The 14,591-nt window shown below is 72.1% G+C and carries 11 protein-coding genes; 7 read left to right on the top strand and 4 right to left on the bottom strand.

Features of this window, described 5'->3' with window-relative positions:
* Positions 1–20: 20 nt before the first annotated feature.
* Complete coding sequence (locus B7R87_RS18615; RefSeq protein ID WP_006347522.1) at positions 21–1,865, bottom strand: threonine/serine exporter family protein; 1,845 nt, start codon at positions 1,863–1,865, stop codon at positions 21–23.
* Between the two features lie 173 nt (positions 1,866–2,038).
* Positions 2,039–2,530, bottom strand: a complete 492-nt coding sequence (locus B7R87_RS18620) for an inorganic diphosphatase (RefSeq protein WP_006347521.1) — start codon at positions 2,528–2,530, stop codon at positions 2,039–2,041.
* A gap of 194 nt (positions 2,531–2,724) precedes the next feature.
* Here B7R87_RS18620 and dacB point away from each other — a divergent pair, with 194 nt between their 5' ends.
* The 6 genes from dacB (at position 2,725) to folE (ending at position 11,019) form a co-directional block, all read left to right on the top strand.
* A complete protein-coding gene (gene dacB, locus B7R87_RS18625) occupies positions 2,725–4,134 on the top strand; it encodes a D-alanyl-D-alanine carboxypeptidase/D-alanyl-D-alanine endopeptidase (RefSeq protein ID WP_130584947.1) in 1,410 nt (469 codons plus the stop codon).
* Positions 4,135–4,678: 544 nt separating this feature from the next.
* Positions 4,679–5,806: a zinc-dependent metalloprotease gene (locus B7R87_RS18630; RefSeq protein ID WP_006347519.1), complete on the top strand. Its 1,128-nt coding sequence runs from the start codon at positions 4,679–4,681 to the stop codon at positions 5,804–5,806.
* Between the two features lie 233 nt (positions 5,807–6,039).
* The gene (gene tilS / locus B7R87_RS18635; protein WP_233168873.1) at positions 6,040–7,410 is read left to right on the top strand and encodes a tRNA lysidine(34) synthetase TilS; all 1,371 of its coding nucleotides are present in this window, start codon (positions 6,040–6,042) and stop codon (positions 7,408–7,410) included.
* 97 nt (positions 7,411–7,507) lie between these two features.
* Complete coding sequence (gene hpt / locus B7R87_RS18640) at positions 7,508–8,047, top strand: hypoxanthine phosphoribosyltransferase (protein WP_006347516.1); 540 nt, start codon at positions 7,508–7,510, stop codon at positions 8,045–8,047.
* A 208-nt stretch (positions 8,048–8,255) separates the two neighbouring features.
* Positions 8,256–10,277, top strand: a complete 2,022-nt coding sequence (gene ftsH, locus B7R87_RS18645) for an ATP-dependent zinc metalloprotease FtsH (RefSeq protein ID WP_006347515.1) — start codon at positions 8,256–8,258, stop codon at positions 10,275–10,277.
* A 133-nt stretch (positions 10,278–10,410) separates the two neighbouring features.
* A complete protein-coding gene (gene folE, locus B7R87_RS18650; protein ID WP_006347514.1) occupies positions 10,411–11,019 on the top strand; it encodes a GTP cyclohydrolase I FolE in 609 nt (202 codons plus the stop codon).
* A 346-nt stretch (positions 11,020–11,365) separates the two neighbouring features.
* Here the strand turns inward: folE and B7R87_RS18655 are convergent, their stop codons facing one another.
* Entirely contained in the window at positions 11,366–12,247 is an 882-nt protein-coding gene (locus B7R87_RS18655) for a S41 family peptidase (RefSeq protein WP_006347513.1), read from the bottom strand.
* A 162-nt stretch (positions 12,248–12,409) separates the two neighbouring features.
* On the bottom strand, positions 12,410–13,366 hold the full coding sequence (locus B7R87_RS18660) for an ArsR/SmtB family transcription factor (RefSeq protein ID WP_006347512.1): 957 nt from the start codon (positions 13,364–13,366) through the stop codon (positions 12,410–12,412).
* Positions 13,367–13,586: 220 nt separating this feature from the next.
* On the opposite strand from B7R87_RS18660, the gene B7R87_RS18665 reads away from it, so the two are divergent.
* Positions 13,587–14,543: an alpha/beta hydrolase family protein gene (locus B7R87_RS18665; protein WP_233168874.1), complete on the top strand. Its 957-nt coding sequence runs from the start codon at positions 13,587–13,589 to the stop codon at positions 14,541–14,543.
* Positions 14,544–14,591 lie beyond the last annotated feature (48 nt).

Genomic DNA, 14,591 nt, shown 5'->3' on the forward strand with positions numbered 1-14,591 from the left:
CGCGCCCGCCCGGAACCGGTCTAGAAGCCCCTCGTCCGCTTCGCCGCGCGGCGGCGGAGGGACGGACCCGGAAGACCGGCCGCGACCGCCGGAACCCGCAGGAACAGCCGGGACAGCTCGCTTCCCAGGTTCACCCCGATGGCGATCGCCAGTGCCAGCGCCACCGCCTTCGACAGCGAAGCGAGCCCGGTGTTCAGCTCGCCGCGGGCCATCGCCAGCAGCGCGAAGTACGTGGCGCTACCGGGCAGCAGCGGACCGATCGCCGCCGTGATGTACGGCAGGGCCGAAGCGTGCTGCGCGCGCGACAGCATCTGCCCGAACAGGCCCACCAGACCCGCCGCGACCGCCGTCGCCGCCACCGGCGGAACGTCCGCGGTCAGCGCCAGGGCCCCGTACACCGACCAGGCCACCCCGCCGTTCAGGGTCACCAGCAGCACGGTGTCCCGGTCCTGCTGGAGCAGGATCGCGAAGCAGAACACCAGGGCCATCGCCGCCAGCAACTGCACCGCGGGCCGCTCCACGGTGTGCAGTGCCGTCTCCGGGGTCAGCTCGGCGCCCAGCGCGATGCCCAGATAGAGCACGCTCAGCACGCCCGTGACGATGCCGACGACCAGATACCCGACCTCCAGCAGCCGGGCGGCGGCCGTGATGTAGAAGCCGGTCAGCCCGTCCTGGACGCCCGCCACCAGCGCCCGCCCCGGGATCAGCGCGAACAGGCCACCGGTGATGACCGCGGAGGCCCGGACGTCCAGCGAGGAGAGCGACAGCGCCACCCCCATCGCGGCCGGGGGCATCGCCGCCACCACGAACTGGTAGAACTCCGGCAGTCCGCGCCCGGCGCAGAGCCACGCCAGCCGGTCGCCCAGCATCGCCGAGACGGCCGCCGCGACGAACACCAGATAGCCGCCGCCGACGAGGACGGACGCCGCCCCCGCCAGCAGCCCGCCCGCGAGGGTGAGCGCCCAGCCGGGGAAGGGGTGCCGGTTCCGGCGGATCTCCGCGAGCCTGCGGTACGCCTCCTCCAGCGATACCTCGGTGTCCGGGGTGCTGATGTCGTGGACCAGCTTGAAGACCGCCGACAGCCGCGTGTAGTCGGTGCCCCGGCGCCGTACCGTCCGGTTCGCCGTCACCGGATCGTCCACCAGGGACGGCTGATAGGTGATCGACAGCAGGGTGAAGGTGACCGTCGGCTCGCAGCGGTCGAGCCCGTACGAGCGCGAGATCGCGAACATGGCCGCCTCGACGTCCTCGGCGCCCTCCCCGCCCGCGAGCAGCAGCTCGCCGATCCTCAGGGTCAGGTCGAGGACCCGGGGCACGGCGGGCCCGGATTCGTCGTGCCGCTGTACGACCTCCGGAACGGGCCGTTCCCCGACCGGCATCCGCAGCATCGTGCGCATCCGGTCCTGCCAGGGCGCGTCCTTCGTCAGCGTGACCTTGGGGATGCCGTCCGCGGGCGTGAAGGCGGTGGGGGAGCGGCGCGCCCGGTATGTGGACGGCGTGGCGAAGGCGGAACCTTCCTGCTCCGCCACGGCGGGCTCGGCGACCCCGGTGGGCACGGCGAACTCCGACGTCGTGTGCTCCTCCTCGGCCCCCTCGGGCGGCGCGATGCCGTCGGGGACGGAGAACTCGGAGGAGGGGTGGTCGTCGGCGGGCGGCGCTTCGGAGGGCCGGGGGCGGTAGGAGTCGGCGCCGGACTTCGCCGTACCGGACCCCGTACCCGAGCCCGTACCCGAGCCCGTACCCGCGTCCGCATCGGACCCGGACGGCGGCCCACCCGCGTCCGTACCCTCGCCCGTGCCGTCCGTACCCTCGCCGGTGCCTTCGCCCTCGTCCCTGTCACGTGCCGCTCCGGACTCCTCGGCCACGCCCCTTCCCTTCCTTCACTCCTCGTTCCGATCAGTATGTGCGGGGATCGCGCAGGCGACGACCCCGGGATGACGCCTGCCCCTCCCGCCGCCCGGGACACCTCGGGACACAGCAGTGCGGGCGGGACACCCCGAGGGTGTCCCGCCCGCACACGCCGGCGTACGGCTCGCGGTCAGTGGCCGCCGTGCGCCTCGAAGCGCTTGTACGAGGCTTCGATCTCGGCCTCGGCCTCGGTGCGGCCGACCCAGTCCGCGCCCTCGACGGACTTGCCGGGCTCCAGGTCCTTGTAGACCTCGAAGAAGTGCTGGATCTCCAGGCGGTCGAACTCCGAGACGTGGTGGATGTCGCGGAGGTGCTCGACGCGCGGGTCGGATGCCGGGACGCACAGCAGCTTGTCGTCGCCGCCCGCCTCGTCCGTCATCCGGAACATGCCGATGGCCCGGCACTTGATGAGGCAGCCCGGGAAGGTCGGCTCGTCGAGAATGACGAGCGCGTCCAGCGGGTCGCCGTCCTCGCCGAGGGTGTTCTCGACGAAGCCGTAGTCGGCCGGGTAGCTGGTCGAGGTGAAGAGCCGACGGTCCAGGCGGATACGGCCCGTCTCGTGGTCGACCTCGTACTTGTTCCGCGAACCCTTCGGGATCTCGATGGTGACGTCGAACTCCACGGGTGGCTCCTCCATGATCAACACATACGTCTGGTACGTCAGGGTGGTGCTGTGCCCTTCCGGGCAATAACCCCGGACCCCCGGCCGGGCGGTCTCGGCCCGCCGACCGGGGTGCCATGTTCGCGGCAAGACGCAGTTCTGGTGATTAAGTGTCTCTCACGCAGGTGTGTGATCGCGAAAGGGGCTGGTGCGAGGTGCCGGACATCCGAACGTGGCAGCTCGCGACGGGTGCCGCCGTGCTGGGACTGGTCCTGGCCGCCGGAGCCGTCACCGCGGCGGGACCCTGGGAATCCGGCCGGCGTACGGCGGAGCTGGACCGGGCCGCCGAGGCCCGCACCGAACCCGGCGGCGGCCACCGCAGACCCGCGGGCCCGGCACCCGCGCCCAGCGCCCCGCCCGTCCTCACCGCGCTCGGCACCGCACCCGCGCCCGCGACCGCCGGCCGCGGCGAAGCCGCCGGGAATCCGGCCCGGGAACTCGCCCGCCGCCTCGAACCGCTCCTGCGCGACCGCGGGCTCGGGCCGCGACCCGGAGTGTCCGTCGTCGACCTGACGACCGGACGGGAGCTGTACGGACGCGATGCGGACCGGACGATGATCCCCGCCTCCACCGTCAAGATCGCCACCGCGGCGGCGGCGCTCTCGGCCCTCGGGCCGTACCACCGCATCCCCACCACGGTCAGCGCCACGCCCGACGCCCGGACGCTCACGCTGGTCGGCGGCGGCGACGCCACCCTCGACCGGGCGGGACTGCGCACCCTCGCCCGGCGCACCGCCGGGGACCTCCGCGCGCGCAAGGTCACCGCGGTGACCCTCGGCTACGACACCTCGGCCTACCGGGGCCCCGATCTGCACCCCATCGGCGTCAACGGGAACATCGCCCGGGTGACCCCGCTGATGGTCGACCAGGGGCGGACCGACCCCGGGTCCACGGGCGCGGCGGACCGGGTCGCGGATCCGGCCGGGGACGCCGCCAGGGTCTTCCGGGAGCTCCTGGAGAAGGAGGGCATCGCCGTCGGCGGTGACACCGCTCCCGGCCGCCCGGCCGCCGGATCGAAGCCGCTCACCGAGGTGCTGTCGCCGCCGCTGGCCGATGTCGTCGAGCAGATGCTCACCCGGTCCGACAACGACATCGCCGAATCTCTCGCCCGGCAGACCGCGATCGCCCGGCACGAGGAACCGAGCTTCGCCGGAGCGGGCCGGGCGGTGCAGCAGCAGCTCGCCGTGCTGAAGGTCCCGCTGGCGGGGGCCCGGTTCGCCGACGGCAGCGGACTGGACCGGGCGGGCCGGGTCACGCCCCGCCTGCTGACGGCCCTGCTGACCCGGGCGGCCGAACCGGCCCACCCGGGCCTGCGCCCGGTCCTCACCGGCCTCCCGGTCGGCGGCTTCACCGGCACGCTGGAGTCCCGCCACACCGGCACGGCGCCCGGCAGCGGTCTGATCCGGGCCAAGACGGGCACGCTGACGGGCGTCAACGCACTGTCCGGCACGGTCCCGTCCCCCGACGGCACGCTGCTGGGCTTCGCGTTCCTGGCAAACGAAACGCGCTCCCCGACGGAAGCCCAACCCGCCCTGGACCGCCTGACAGCTGCGCTGACCTCCTGACCGGCGCGGGTGACCCTGCGGGTGGCCGGGGTGACGTGCGCGGGTCGCTTCCCCGCGGCCGGATGTGACGCCCCGCGCCCAGCCGGGCCTATGCGGTCCGACGTCCCCCCGGCCACTCACAGCCCGCGGCCGCATCGCGACCTTCCCCAGCCGGGGATCGGTGCTCTTCCGAAGGACCTGGAGGGGAAGCACTCAGGGGCGCGAGGAACTGCGCGACAAGCCACCCACGGCCCGCGGCCGCATCGCGACCTTCCCCAGCCGGGGATCGGTGCCCTACGGAGGACCTGGAGGAAAGTACCTAGGGGCGCGGGGAACTGCGCGAACACCCACCGGCGGCCCGCGGCCGCATCACTACAGCACCACGCCGGGCGCTCGGCGCCGCACAGGCCTCCCGCACCCCGCAACGCGCCGCCCCCCGGGCCGGAGGCCCAACGCGCGGGCGCCCCGCCCACCGCCCCCCGCCCCGGGGGACCGGGGGACCCCGGGCCCGAGGCCCTGGAACAACCTGCGACCTCCCCGGAGGGGACCACGTACCGTTGACGCCATGACGCGCATCGGTGGAACCGAGATGGTCGACTGGAATCTCGCCGTGGCGACCGCGACCCGCTTCGTACGCCCCGGCCCCGACGTGAGCAAGGACGAGGCCCGCGCCGTCGTCGCCGAGCTCCGACGGCACGCCAAGGCTTCGGAGGAGCACGTCCGGGGCTTCACCCGGATGATCCCCGTGACGCACGAACCCGAGGACACCCCCGTCCTCGTCGTGGACCGGGCCGGCTGGATCCGGGCGAACGTCGCCGGGTTCCGCCAGCTCCTCCAGCCGCTGCTGGCGAAGATGCAGGACCGCAGGCCCACCGGCCCCACCGGCGCCGTACTCGGCGCCGTCGGCGGCAAGGTGACCGGCGTGGAGCTGGGCATGCTGCTGTCGTTCCTGGCGTCCCGGGTCCTCGGGCAGTACGAGACCTTCGCCCCGCCCACCCGGGACCTCCCCGCGGGCAACGGCGGCGGACGCCTCCTCCTGGTGGCGCCGAACATCGTGCACGTCGAGCGGGAACTGGACGTCGACCCGCACGACTTCCGGCTCTGGGTCTGCCTGCACGAGGAGACCCACCGCACCCAGTTCACCGGGGTGCCGTGGCTGCGCGACCACCTCGAAGGAGAGATCCAGTCGTTCCTGGACCAGACCGAGGTCGACCCGATGACCGTGCTGGAGCGGCTGCGGGAGGCCGCCCAGTCGCTCGCGGGCGCCCGCCCGGAGGGCGAGGAGAACGACAGCGGGCGCTCCTTCGTGGAGCTGGTGCAGACACCGGCGCAGCGCGAGACCCTCGGCCGGCTGACGGCCGTGATGTCCCTCCTGGAGGGCCACGCCGACTTTGTGATGGACGGCGTCGGCCCCGCGGTCGTCCCGTCCGTGGCCGAGATCCGGGAGAAGTTCCAGCAGCGCCGGGCGCGCGGGGCGAGCAGACTGGACGTGGCACTGCGCAAGCTGCTCGGGCTGGACGCCAAGCTGCGGCAGTACCGGGACGGCGAGCGGTTCGTCCGGGCCGTGGTCCAGGAGGTCGGCATGGACGGTTTCAACCGGGTCTGGACCTCCCCGAACACCCTCCCCACCAAGACGGAGATCGCCAAACCGGCGGACTGGGTCGCGCGGGTGCACGGGAAGACGGAGTCATGAGCGCACCAGGGGCGTACGCCGTCAGGGGGGCGGGAGCCGCCCCCTGGAGGGCACAGCATCACCCGTCCGAGGGACCGTAGGGCCGGGGATAGGCGTGCGATGCTCGGAGAACGGCCCGCTTCTGTCACCATCGACGCACTCTGAGTGACGATTTCTGAGTCGGCAGCGCAACGCCAGCCGGAGGCGCCCCCAGAGGCCCCCTCCCGAAAACCTCTCCACGAAGGGCACCGGATATGGGTCCCCATCCAGCGGTCGCGGCGATACGCCTGGCGGTCCGCCGCGTACTCCACGACATTCTTACCGAATACGCCGCAAGCCAGGCGACCACGGCAACCACCACGGCAACGGCCCAGGCCACCACCGCCACAGCCACTTCCACGGCAACGGGCACGGGCACGGGCACCGGCATCGCGGCCGGAGCACCGGCCGGAGTCGGCGCCACCGCCGGACCCGGGACCGCCCGGTCACCGGAGCCCGGCACCGCAGCCGCCGGGACCACCACCGCCCCCGGCGCGACGGGCCCCGCCGATCAGGGCCGCCCCGCCCCGGCGTTCCGCCCCGAGCGGCCCCTGCGCCTCGACCACCCCCCGGCCCCCTCGTCCCGGCTCCCCGAAGCCGCCGCGACCGCGCCCGTATCCGCGCTGCCGCGCCCCTCGACCCCCGCCTCCCACGCCGCGGCCACCGCCGCCACCGGCCCGCTGGTGCTCGTCGCCTGCTCCGGCGGCGCCGACTCGATGGCGCTCGCCTCCGCGCTCGCCTTCGAGGCCCGCAAACTCAATATCCGCGCCGGCGGCATCACCGTCGACCACGGCCTCCAGGACGGCTCCGACCTGCGCGCCGCCGAGGTCGCGAGCCGGCTCTCCGCCATGGGACTCGACCCCGTCGAGGCGGTCTCCGTCCGGGTGGGCCGGGACGGCGGCCCCGAGGCCGCGGCCCGCGACGCCCGCTACGGCGCGCTCGACGCCGCCGCCGAACGCCACGGCGCGGTCGCCGTACTCCTCGGCCACACCCGCGACGACCAAGCGGAAACCGTCCTGCTGGGACTCGCCAGGGGCTCCGGCATCCGGTCGCTCTCCGGAATGGCCGCCGTCTCCGGCCACCGCCGCCGCTACCGCCGCCCCTTCCTGGAGCTGGACCGGCAGACCGCCCGCAAGGCGTGCATGGTCCAGGCGCTGCCCGTCTGGGACGACCCGCACAACGCCGACCCCGCCTACACCCGCTCCCGGCTGCGCCACGAAGGCCTCCCGGCGCTGGAGAAGGCGCTCGGCAAGGGCGTCGTCGAAGCCCTCGCCCGTACCGCCCAGCTCTCCCGCGACGACGCCGACGCCCTCGACACCTGGGCGGCCGACGCGGACACCGCCGTACGGGACGAAACCGGGCATCTGGAGTGCGCCAAGCTGTACGCGCTGCCGCCCGCCGTCCGCCGCCGGGTGCTGCGCCGCGCCGTCATCGACGCCGGTTCGCCCGCCGGTTCGCTGTTCGCCCGCCATATCGAGGAAGTCGACCGGCTGATCACCGGCTGGCGGGGCCAGGGTGCCATCAATCTGCCGGGCCGCGTCGAGGCCCGCCGGCAGAGTGGCAGACTTGTCATCCGGCAAGGCTGACAAGGCCCGCGGCCGACCAGGCCGAGGCGCCCCGGCGTCCGGGGTCACCAGCGCCTCCCCCGGCGAGACAGAAAGCGACCGCGTGAACGAGAAGGACATGGGTACCGACCTCCAGTCGGTGCTCATCACCAAGGAAGAGATCGACGCGAAGCTGGCGGAGCTGGCCGCGAAGATCGACGCGGAGTACGCGGGCAAGGACCTCCTGCTCGTCGGTGTCCTCAAGGGCGCTGTGATGGTGATGGCGGACCTGGCACGGGCCCTGTCCAGCCCGGTCACCATGGACTGGATGGCCGTGTCGTCGTACGGCGCGGGCACCCAGTCCTCCGGTGTCGTCCGGATCCTCAAGGACCTCGACACCGACATCAAGGGCCGTCATGTCCTGATCGTCGAGGACATCATCGACTCCGGACTGACCCTGTCCTGGCTGCTGTCGAACCTGGGATCGCGCGAGCCCGCGTCGATCGAGGTCTGCACGCTGCTGCGTAAGCCGGATGCCGCAAAGGTGTCGATCGACGTGAAGTGGATCGGCTTCGACATCCCGAACGAGTTCGTCGTCGGTTACGGCCTCGACTACGCCGAGAAGTACCGCAACCTCCCCTTCGTCGGCACCCTCGCGCCGCACGTCTACGGCGGCTGAAGCCCCCTCGTCGCCCCCGCCCGGTTCCCGCCGGGAAACCCGGTGGGAACCAACCGGCCCCTCTCGCCGTTGATGCGTGGGAGGGCGGGTTTGTCGCCGTACCGTGCGGTCACGGTTGTCAAGCTGGGGTACCTTCCGAAGAACAGTCTTTTCTCACAGCAGCATTTACCTACGGGCAGGAGGAACGGGGCGAGTCCGCCCCGTATGGATGGACGTGAAGCGATACTTCCGTGGGCCGGTCATGTGGATCGTGCTGGTCGTCCTTGCCGTGGTCGTGGTGATGCAGGTCGTCGGCTCCTCGGGCGGCTACAAGACGGTGGACACCGGCCAGGTCATTCAGGCGATCGACAAGAACCAGGTCGAACAGGTCAAGCTGACCACCGGAGACGACCAGATCATCAAGGCCGAGCTGAAGGACGGCCAGAAGATCAAGGGCAGCTCCAAGATCCAGGCGAGTTATATCGGGACCCAGGGCTCCGATCTCGCCGCGAAGCTCCAGCAGAAGTTCGAGGCCGGGGACATCTCCAAGGGCTACACAGTCTCGCCCTCGAAGCAGAGCCCGTTCGTCTCGATCCTGCTCTCGCTGCTGCCGTTCGTGCTGATCGTGCTGGTCTTCCTCTTCCTGATGAACCAGATGCAGGGCGGCGGCTCCCGAGTGATGAACTTCGGGAAGTCCAAGGCCAAGCTGATCACCAAGGACACCCCCAAGACGACCTTCGCCGATGTGGCGGGGTCCGACGAGGCCGTCGAGGAGCTCCACGAGATCAAGGAGTTCCTCCAGGAGCCGGCCAAGTTCCAGGCCGTCGGTGCCAAGATCCCCAAGGGTGTGCTGCTGTACGGCCCGCCCGGTACCGGCAAGACCCTGCTGGCCCGCGCCGTCGCCGGTGAGGCCGGGGTCCCGTTCTACTCGATCTCGGGCTCCGACTTCGTCGAGATGTTCGTCGGTGTCGGTGCCTCCCGGGTCCGCGACCTCTTCGAGCAGGCCAAGGCCAATGCACCCGCGATCGTCTTCGTCGACGAGATCGACGCCGTCGGCCGGCACCGCGGAGCGGGCCTCGGCGGCGGCCACGACGAGCGCGAGCAGACCCTCAACCAGCTGCTGGTCGAGATGGACGGCTTCGACGTGAAGGGCGGCGTCATCCTGATCGCCGCCACCAACCGGCCCGACATCCTCGACCCGGCGCTGCTGCGCCCGGGCCGCTTCGACCGGCAGATCGCCGTCGACCGCCCCGATATGCAGGGCCGTCTGGAGATCCTCAAGGTCCACCAGAAGGGCAAGCCGGTCGCCCCGGACGTCGATCTGGGCGCCGTCGCCCGTCGCACCCCGGGCTTCACCGGTGCGGACCTCTCCAATGTGCTGAACGAAGCCGCGCTGCTCACCGCGCGCAGCGACAAGAAGCTGATCGACAACCACGCGCTGGACGAGGCGATCGACCGGGTGGTCGCGGGACCGCAGAAGCGGACCCGGATCATGTCGGACAAGGAGAAGAAGATCACCGCGTACCACGAGGGCGGTCACGCCCTGGTCGCGGCGGCCTCTCCGAACGCCGACCCGGTCCACAAGATCACCATCCTGTCGCGCGGCCGGGCCCTCGGTTACACGATGGTTCTGCCGGACGAGGACAAGTACTCCACCACCCGCAACGAGATGCTCGACCAGCTCGCGTACATGCTGGGCGGGCGCGCGGCGGAGGAGCTGGTCTTCCACGACCCGACGACCGGCGCGGCCAACGACATCGAGAAGGCCACCGCCACCGCCCGGGCGATGGTCACCCAGTACGGCATGACCGAGCGCCTCGGCGCGATCAAGTTCGGCGGCGACAACACCGAGCCCTTCCTGGGCCGGGAGATGGCGCACCAGCGCGACTACTCGGAAGAGGTCGCCGCGCTCGTCGACGAAGAGGTCAAGAAGCTCATCGAGACCGCGCACAACGAGGCCTGGGAGATCCTCGTCGAGAACCGCGACGTCCTCGACAACCTGGTTCTCGCGCTGCTGGAGAAGGAGACCCTCGGCAAGGAGGAGATCGCCGAGGTCTTCCGGCCGATCGTCAAGCGCCCGGCCCGCCCCGCGTGGACCGGATCCTCCCGCCGTACGCCCTCCACCCGGCCGCCGGTCCTCTCCCCCAAGGAGCTGGCCCTGACGAACACCGCCGGAGCGAACGGCACCCCCGACACCACCACGGGCCCCGGCCTTGAGGTGGCCCCGGAGGACCGCCCCGAGCCCAGCTGACGGAAAGGGTGAACGGGCCGTGTCGCCCGTGTCACACCCCGCCCCGGGATGGCTGCCGCGTCCCCCCAGGTTTTAGCCTGGGGGGACGCGGCATTTCGCACGCCCGTGCGGAGCAACGAGGAACGAGGCACTGATGACCGACCCGGTGACGCTGGACGGCGACGCGCATCCGATCGGCGAGTTCGACGAGAAGCGCGCCGAGAACGCGATCCGCGAGCTGCTCATCGCGGTCGGTGAGGACCCCGACCGGGAGGGGCTGCTGGAGACCCCGGCGCGGGTGGCCCGGGCGTACCGCGAGATATTCGCCGGGCTCTGGCAGCGCCCCGAGGATGTTCTCACCACCACGTTTGACCTGGGCCACGACGAGATGGTCCTGGTCAAGGACATCGAGGTGATGAGCTCCTGCGAGCACCACCTGGTGCCGTTCGTGGGCGTGGCCCATGTCGGATACATCCCGTCCGCCGACGGCAAGATCACCGGCCTGTCGAAGCTGGCCCGCCTGGTCGACGTCTTCGCCCGCCGCCCCCAGGTCCAGGAGCGCCTGACCACCCAGATCGCGGACTCCCTGATGGAGATCCTCGAACCGAGGGGCGTGATCGTGGTCGTCGAGTGCGAGCACATGTGCATGACGATGCGGGGCGTCCGCAAGCCCGGTGCGAAGACGATCACCTCCGCGGTCCGCGGCCAGCTCCGCGACCCGGCGACCCGCGCGGAGGCGATGAGCCTCATCATGGCCCGCTGACCCCGCGCCGCTGGGGGCCTGGGGCTTCCGGCCCCTGCGGTGCAGGGCCCTGCGATGTGCAGGGTCCCCGAAGGCCCGGGGGTGCGGGCACCTGTGGTGTGCGGGCCCTGCGCTGGTCGAGTCGCGTTACCCCGTGGGGTAGGCCCGGGGCCTTGTCAGGCGCGGCCGGGTCGGTGGCCTCCGGGCTCACCTCCTCGCGGCCTGCGATGCACTGCCCTCCGGCGAACCCTCCTTGTCGCAGCCCACTGCGGGGGCGACCCTGCACCCCCCTCCCGAGACACCCCACTTGACCAGGGGGACAATGCCCCACATCATCCGAGCGCCAGGGGCGCGGGCTCGTCGGTGCTCAGCCCAGGGCGGTCTTGAGCGCCTCATCGAGGGCTTGGCCCGCCGGGACCGGAACGTCCGGGGCGACCCCCACGCCCTCCCAGTTGGTGCCCGTGACAGTGCTGATGGTCCGTGCCGTCGGTACCGTCACCAGGATGTGCTCGGTGATCGGGTGGCGGTCCGTGGGGTGGGCGCCGCCCCGGGTGGTCGCGCCGACGACGACGGCCCGGCCGTGGGCCTGGAGGGTGTAGGCGATGTCCTCGGCCGCGGAGAACGTGGCCTCGCCGGTGAGTACGTACACCGGGCGGTCCAGGTAGCGCGGTGCGGGAAGGTGCCCGGCCGTCCAGAGCTGGCGGGTCGTATCCGTACACCGGTCGTAGATATCGTTCAGATGCACCTGGTCGTCCGGGAAGAAGTAGCTGCACCACATCGCGGCCCCTTCCGGGGACCCGCCGCGGCAGGCCCGCAGGTCCAGTACCAGCGCGGAGGTGCCCGCGACCAGCTCCATGGCCGCGCCGATTGCCCTCGCGCCCTCGACGGCGGTCGCGATCCGCCGCAGCTCGATGAGCCCGATGTTCCCTTCCAGCCGCTCGACGCGGTGAATCCCCTGCCCCTCGGCCCGGAGCAGCGCGCGGAACGCGGCGTCCCCTCCGTCGTCGTCCACGGGCTCCAACGACCGCGGCTCCTCGGTCCAGAGCAGCCGCAGATGCCTGTCCGGACACGCCCTTTGGAGATCTTCCGTCACCGCCTCGCAGAGAGCGGGCCCGTCGAGCCCCTCGTAGGCGCCGTCCGCGAGACGGTCCCGGATCATGCTCTCGACGGCGGCGGTCTTCTCGGGGAAGACGTATCCCGCGTCGATCCGCTCCAGGGCCTGCTCGACTATGTGCTGGTTGGAAGGCATAACGGATCATGCTAGGTGCCGGGTCCCCTTCGGCCACAGGCGTTTTCCCGGGGCCGCTCGTGGCGGCAGTCGACGATCGCCGTGGAACGGCGGGCGCCCGGCCGTAGCCCGCCACGGACCACGCCGTTTCGCCAGGCTCCGTCCTGTGGCGAACTACGGCGGTCAGGCGCCCGCAACCAGCGTGCCGAGGGCCGTGCGCCGGTGGGTGACCGAGCGGCCTGTGCGGGTCGTTGTCACCATGCCCGCCGATCTGAGCGCCGCCGCGTGGGACGAGGCCGTCGCGTTGCTGACGTGGAGGGCGCGTGCCAGGGATGTCGTGGTGTGAGGTTCGGCGAGGAGGCGCAGGGCGTCCAGCCGGGTGCGACCCAGGACGGCGGCCAGGGCCTCGGCGGGGACGGCCGGGCGCCCCGCGGTGGGCGGGAGCCCGGGACCGGCCGGGTACGTCAGGACCGCAGGACGGCCCGGGGTGTCGTGGAGAAGGGGGCCCGCCGGGTGGTGGAAGGTGGGCAGCAGAACCAGGCCGCGCCCGTTGAGGCGGACATCGCGGTCCGGCGCTGCGCCGGGCCATTCCCACACACCCTCGTGGAGCCGGCTGCCCGGGGCCAGGCCGGTCAAGGCGGCGGCCACGCCGTGCTCGGCGACCGTCAGGGCGTAGCGGGTGAACTCCTCACGGTGCAGATCCTGTACGACGGACCAGACCGGGGCGAGGACCGTCTGGTACGCGGCCTGCTGGGCGCGGTGCAGGGTGCGCCAGGCAGTCTCGTCGCCCGCGTGCAGGTCACGGACCCAGCGAGGTGCGGGCATCGTCCCGTAGACCCGTTCCAGCTCGGAGCGGACGAGTGTGGGGCCGGTGGCGCGGATCTGTTCGAAGCCGTCGGCCATGGTGTCGCCGAGGACGTCGAGGAAGGAAGGAGGGCGGCCCGCCGGAACCAGTTCGGCGAGCGGGCCGGTTGCGGTCGGGAGGGAGCGCAGGACGCGTCCGCGCCACGGCGCGAACAGCGGCCCGCCGCGCTGGGCCACGGCTGTCGTCAGGGCGGCGTGCAGCTCCTGGAGCGGTGCCGGGCGGGGTGTGAAGCGGATCCGGACGAAGTCCTCTGCGGTGAAGTGGATGCGCAGCACTCTCACGGCTCCTCGCCCTGGGCCGGCCTTTCGGCCAGGGCCTGAACCTTCGCACCGTGATGGCCCCCGCCTCAAGGATGTTCGTATGACTTCTCGACGCATTCTCTTGAAAGGCACGCTGTTCGGGGGTGCCGCCGCCCTGCTGCCCGCGGCTGCGTCAGCCTCCGGTGACGGCTCGATCCTCCGGTTGCCCGCGCCCGTCGGCCCGTACCCCGTAGGCATGCAGAGGGTCCATCTGACGGACCCGTCCCGGACCGACCCATGGGTGGGCGGCGTCCGGGAGTTGATGCTGACCGTCCTGTACCCGGCCCGATCGGTACGCGGCTTCTCCCGGGCTCCGCAGCTCACCCCGGCCGAGGCCAGGGAGTTCGCCGGCCTCGCGCCCCGTATCCGTCCCGGGCTGCCGGAGCCGGGAACGGTGGACTGGGGCGCGGTCCTCACTCACGGGTACATGGGCGCGCCGCCGCTGCCCGGGCGGCGGCCGGTGCTGGTGTACTCACCCGGCGGTGGTGACTCCCGCACGCTCGGCACGACCCTCGCAGAGGATCTGGCGAGCCACGGCCGGGTGGTCGTCCTCGTCGACCATCCCGGTGACGCTTCTCAGGTGGAGCTGCCCACCGGAATGCGGACGACCGTCCTGATCGGACCCCCGGATCCGGCGACCTTCCGCATGATGGTGGACACCCGGATCGCGGACCTCCGCCTGGTCGTGGACCGGCTCGACGACCTGCCGCTCGCACCGGTTGTGGACTTGCGCCGGATCGGGATGTACGGGCACTCCGCAGGCGGCACGGCGGCGGTGTACGCGGCCCGCCGCGACCGCAGGGTCGGCGCGGTGGCGAACCTGGAGGGCTATCTCGACCTGTACCCGACACCGGTCGTGTACCCGACACCGGTCGGCCTCGGCCGGCCGCTGCTGCTGTTCCGCACCGACGGATTCGATGGTGCCGCCCGTATCGCATCGTCCTGGGCAAGCCTTCCCGGGCACCGCAGGCTGCTCCCCGACGCGAACCACTGGGCGTTCACCGACTACGGCTCGTTCGTCCCTCGGCTCCGGACTTCCGGCCTTGTGACAGCGACGGCGCGGAACGCGCTCGTCGGCCCCGGCGACCCTGCGGTGACACTCACTGAGGTGCGGCGCCGGGTGGGGACCTTCTTTGCCTGTCATCTGGAGTAACGGAACTACTCGGAGAGCGTCGGTCGGGCGCAGGAGGAGCCCCGTTCG

The sequence above is a fragment of the Streptomyces tsukubensis genome, assembly GCF_003932715.1.
Classification (GTDB): domain Bacteria; phylum Actinomycetota; class Actinomycetes; order Streptomycetales; family Streptomycetaceae; genus Streptomyces; species Streptomyces tsukubensis.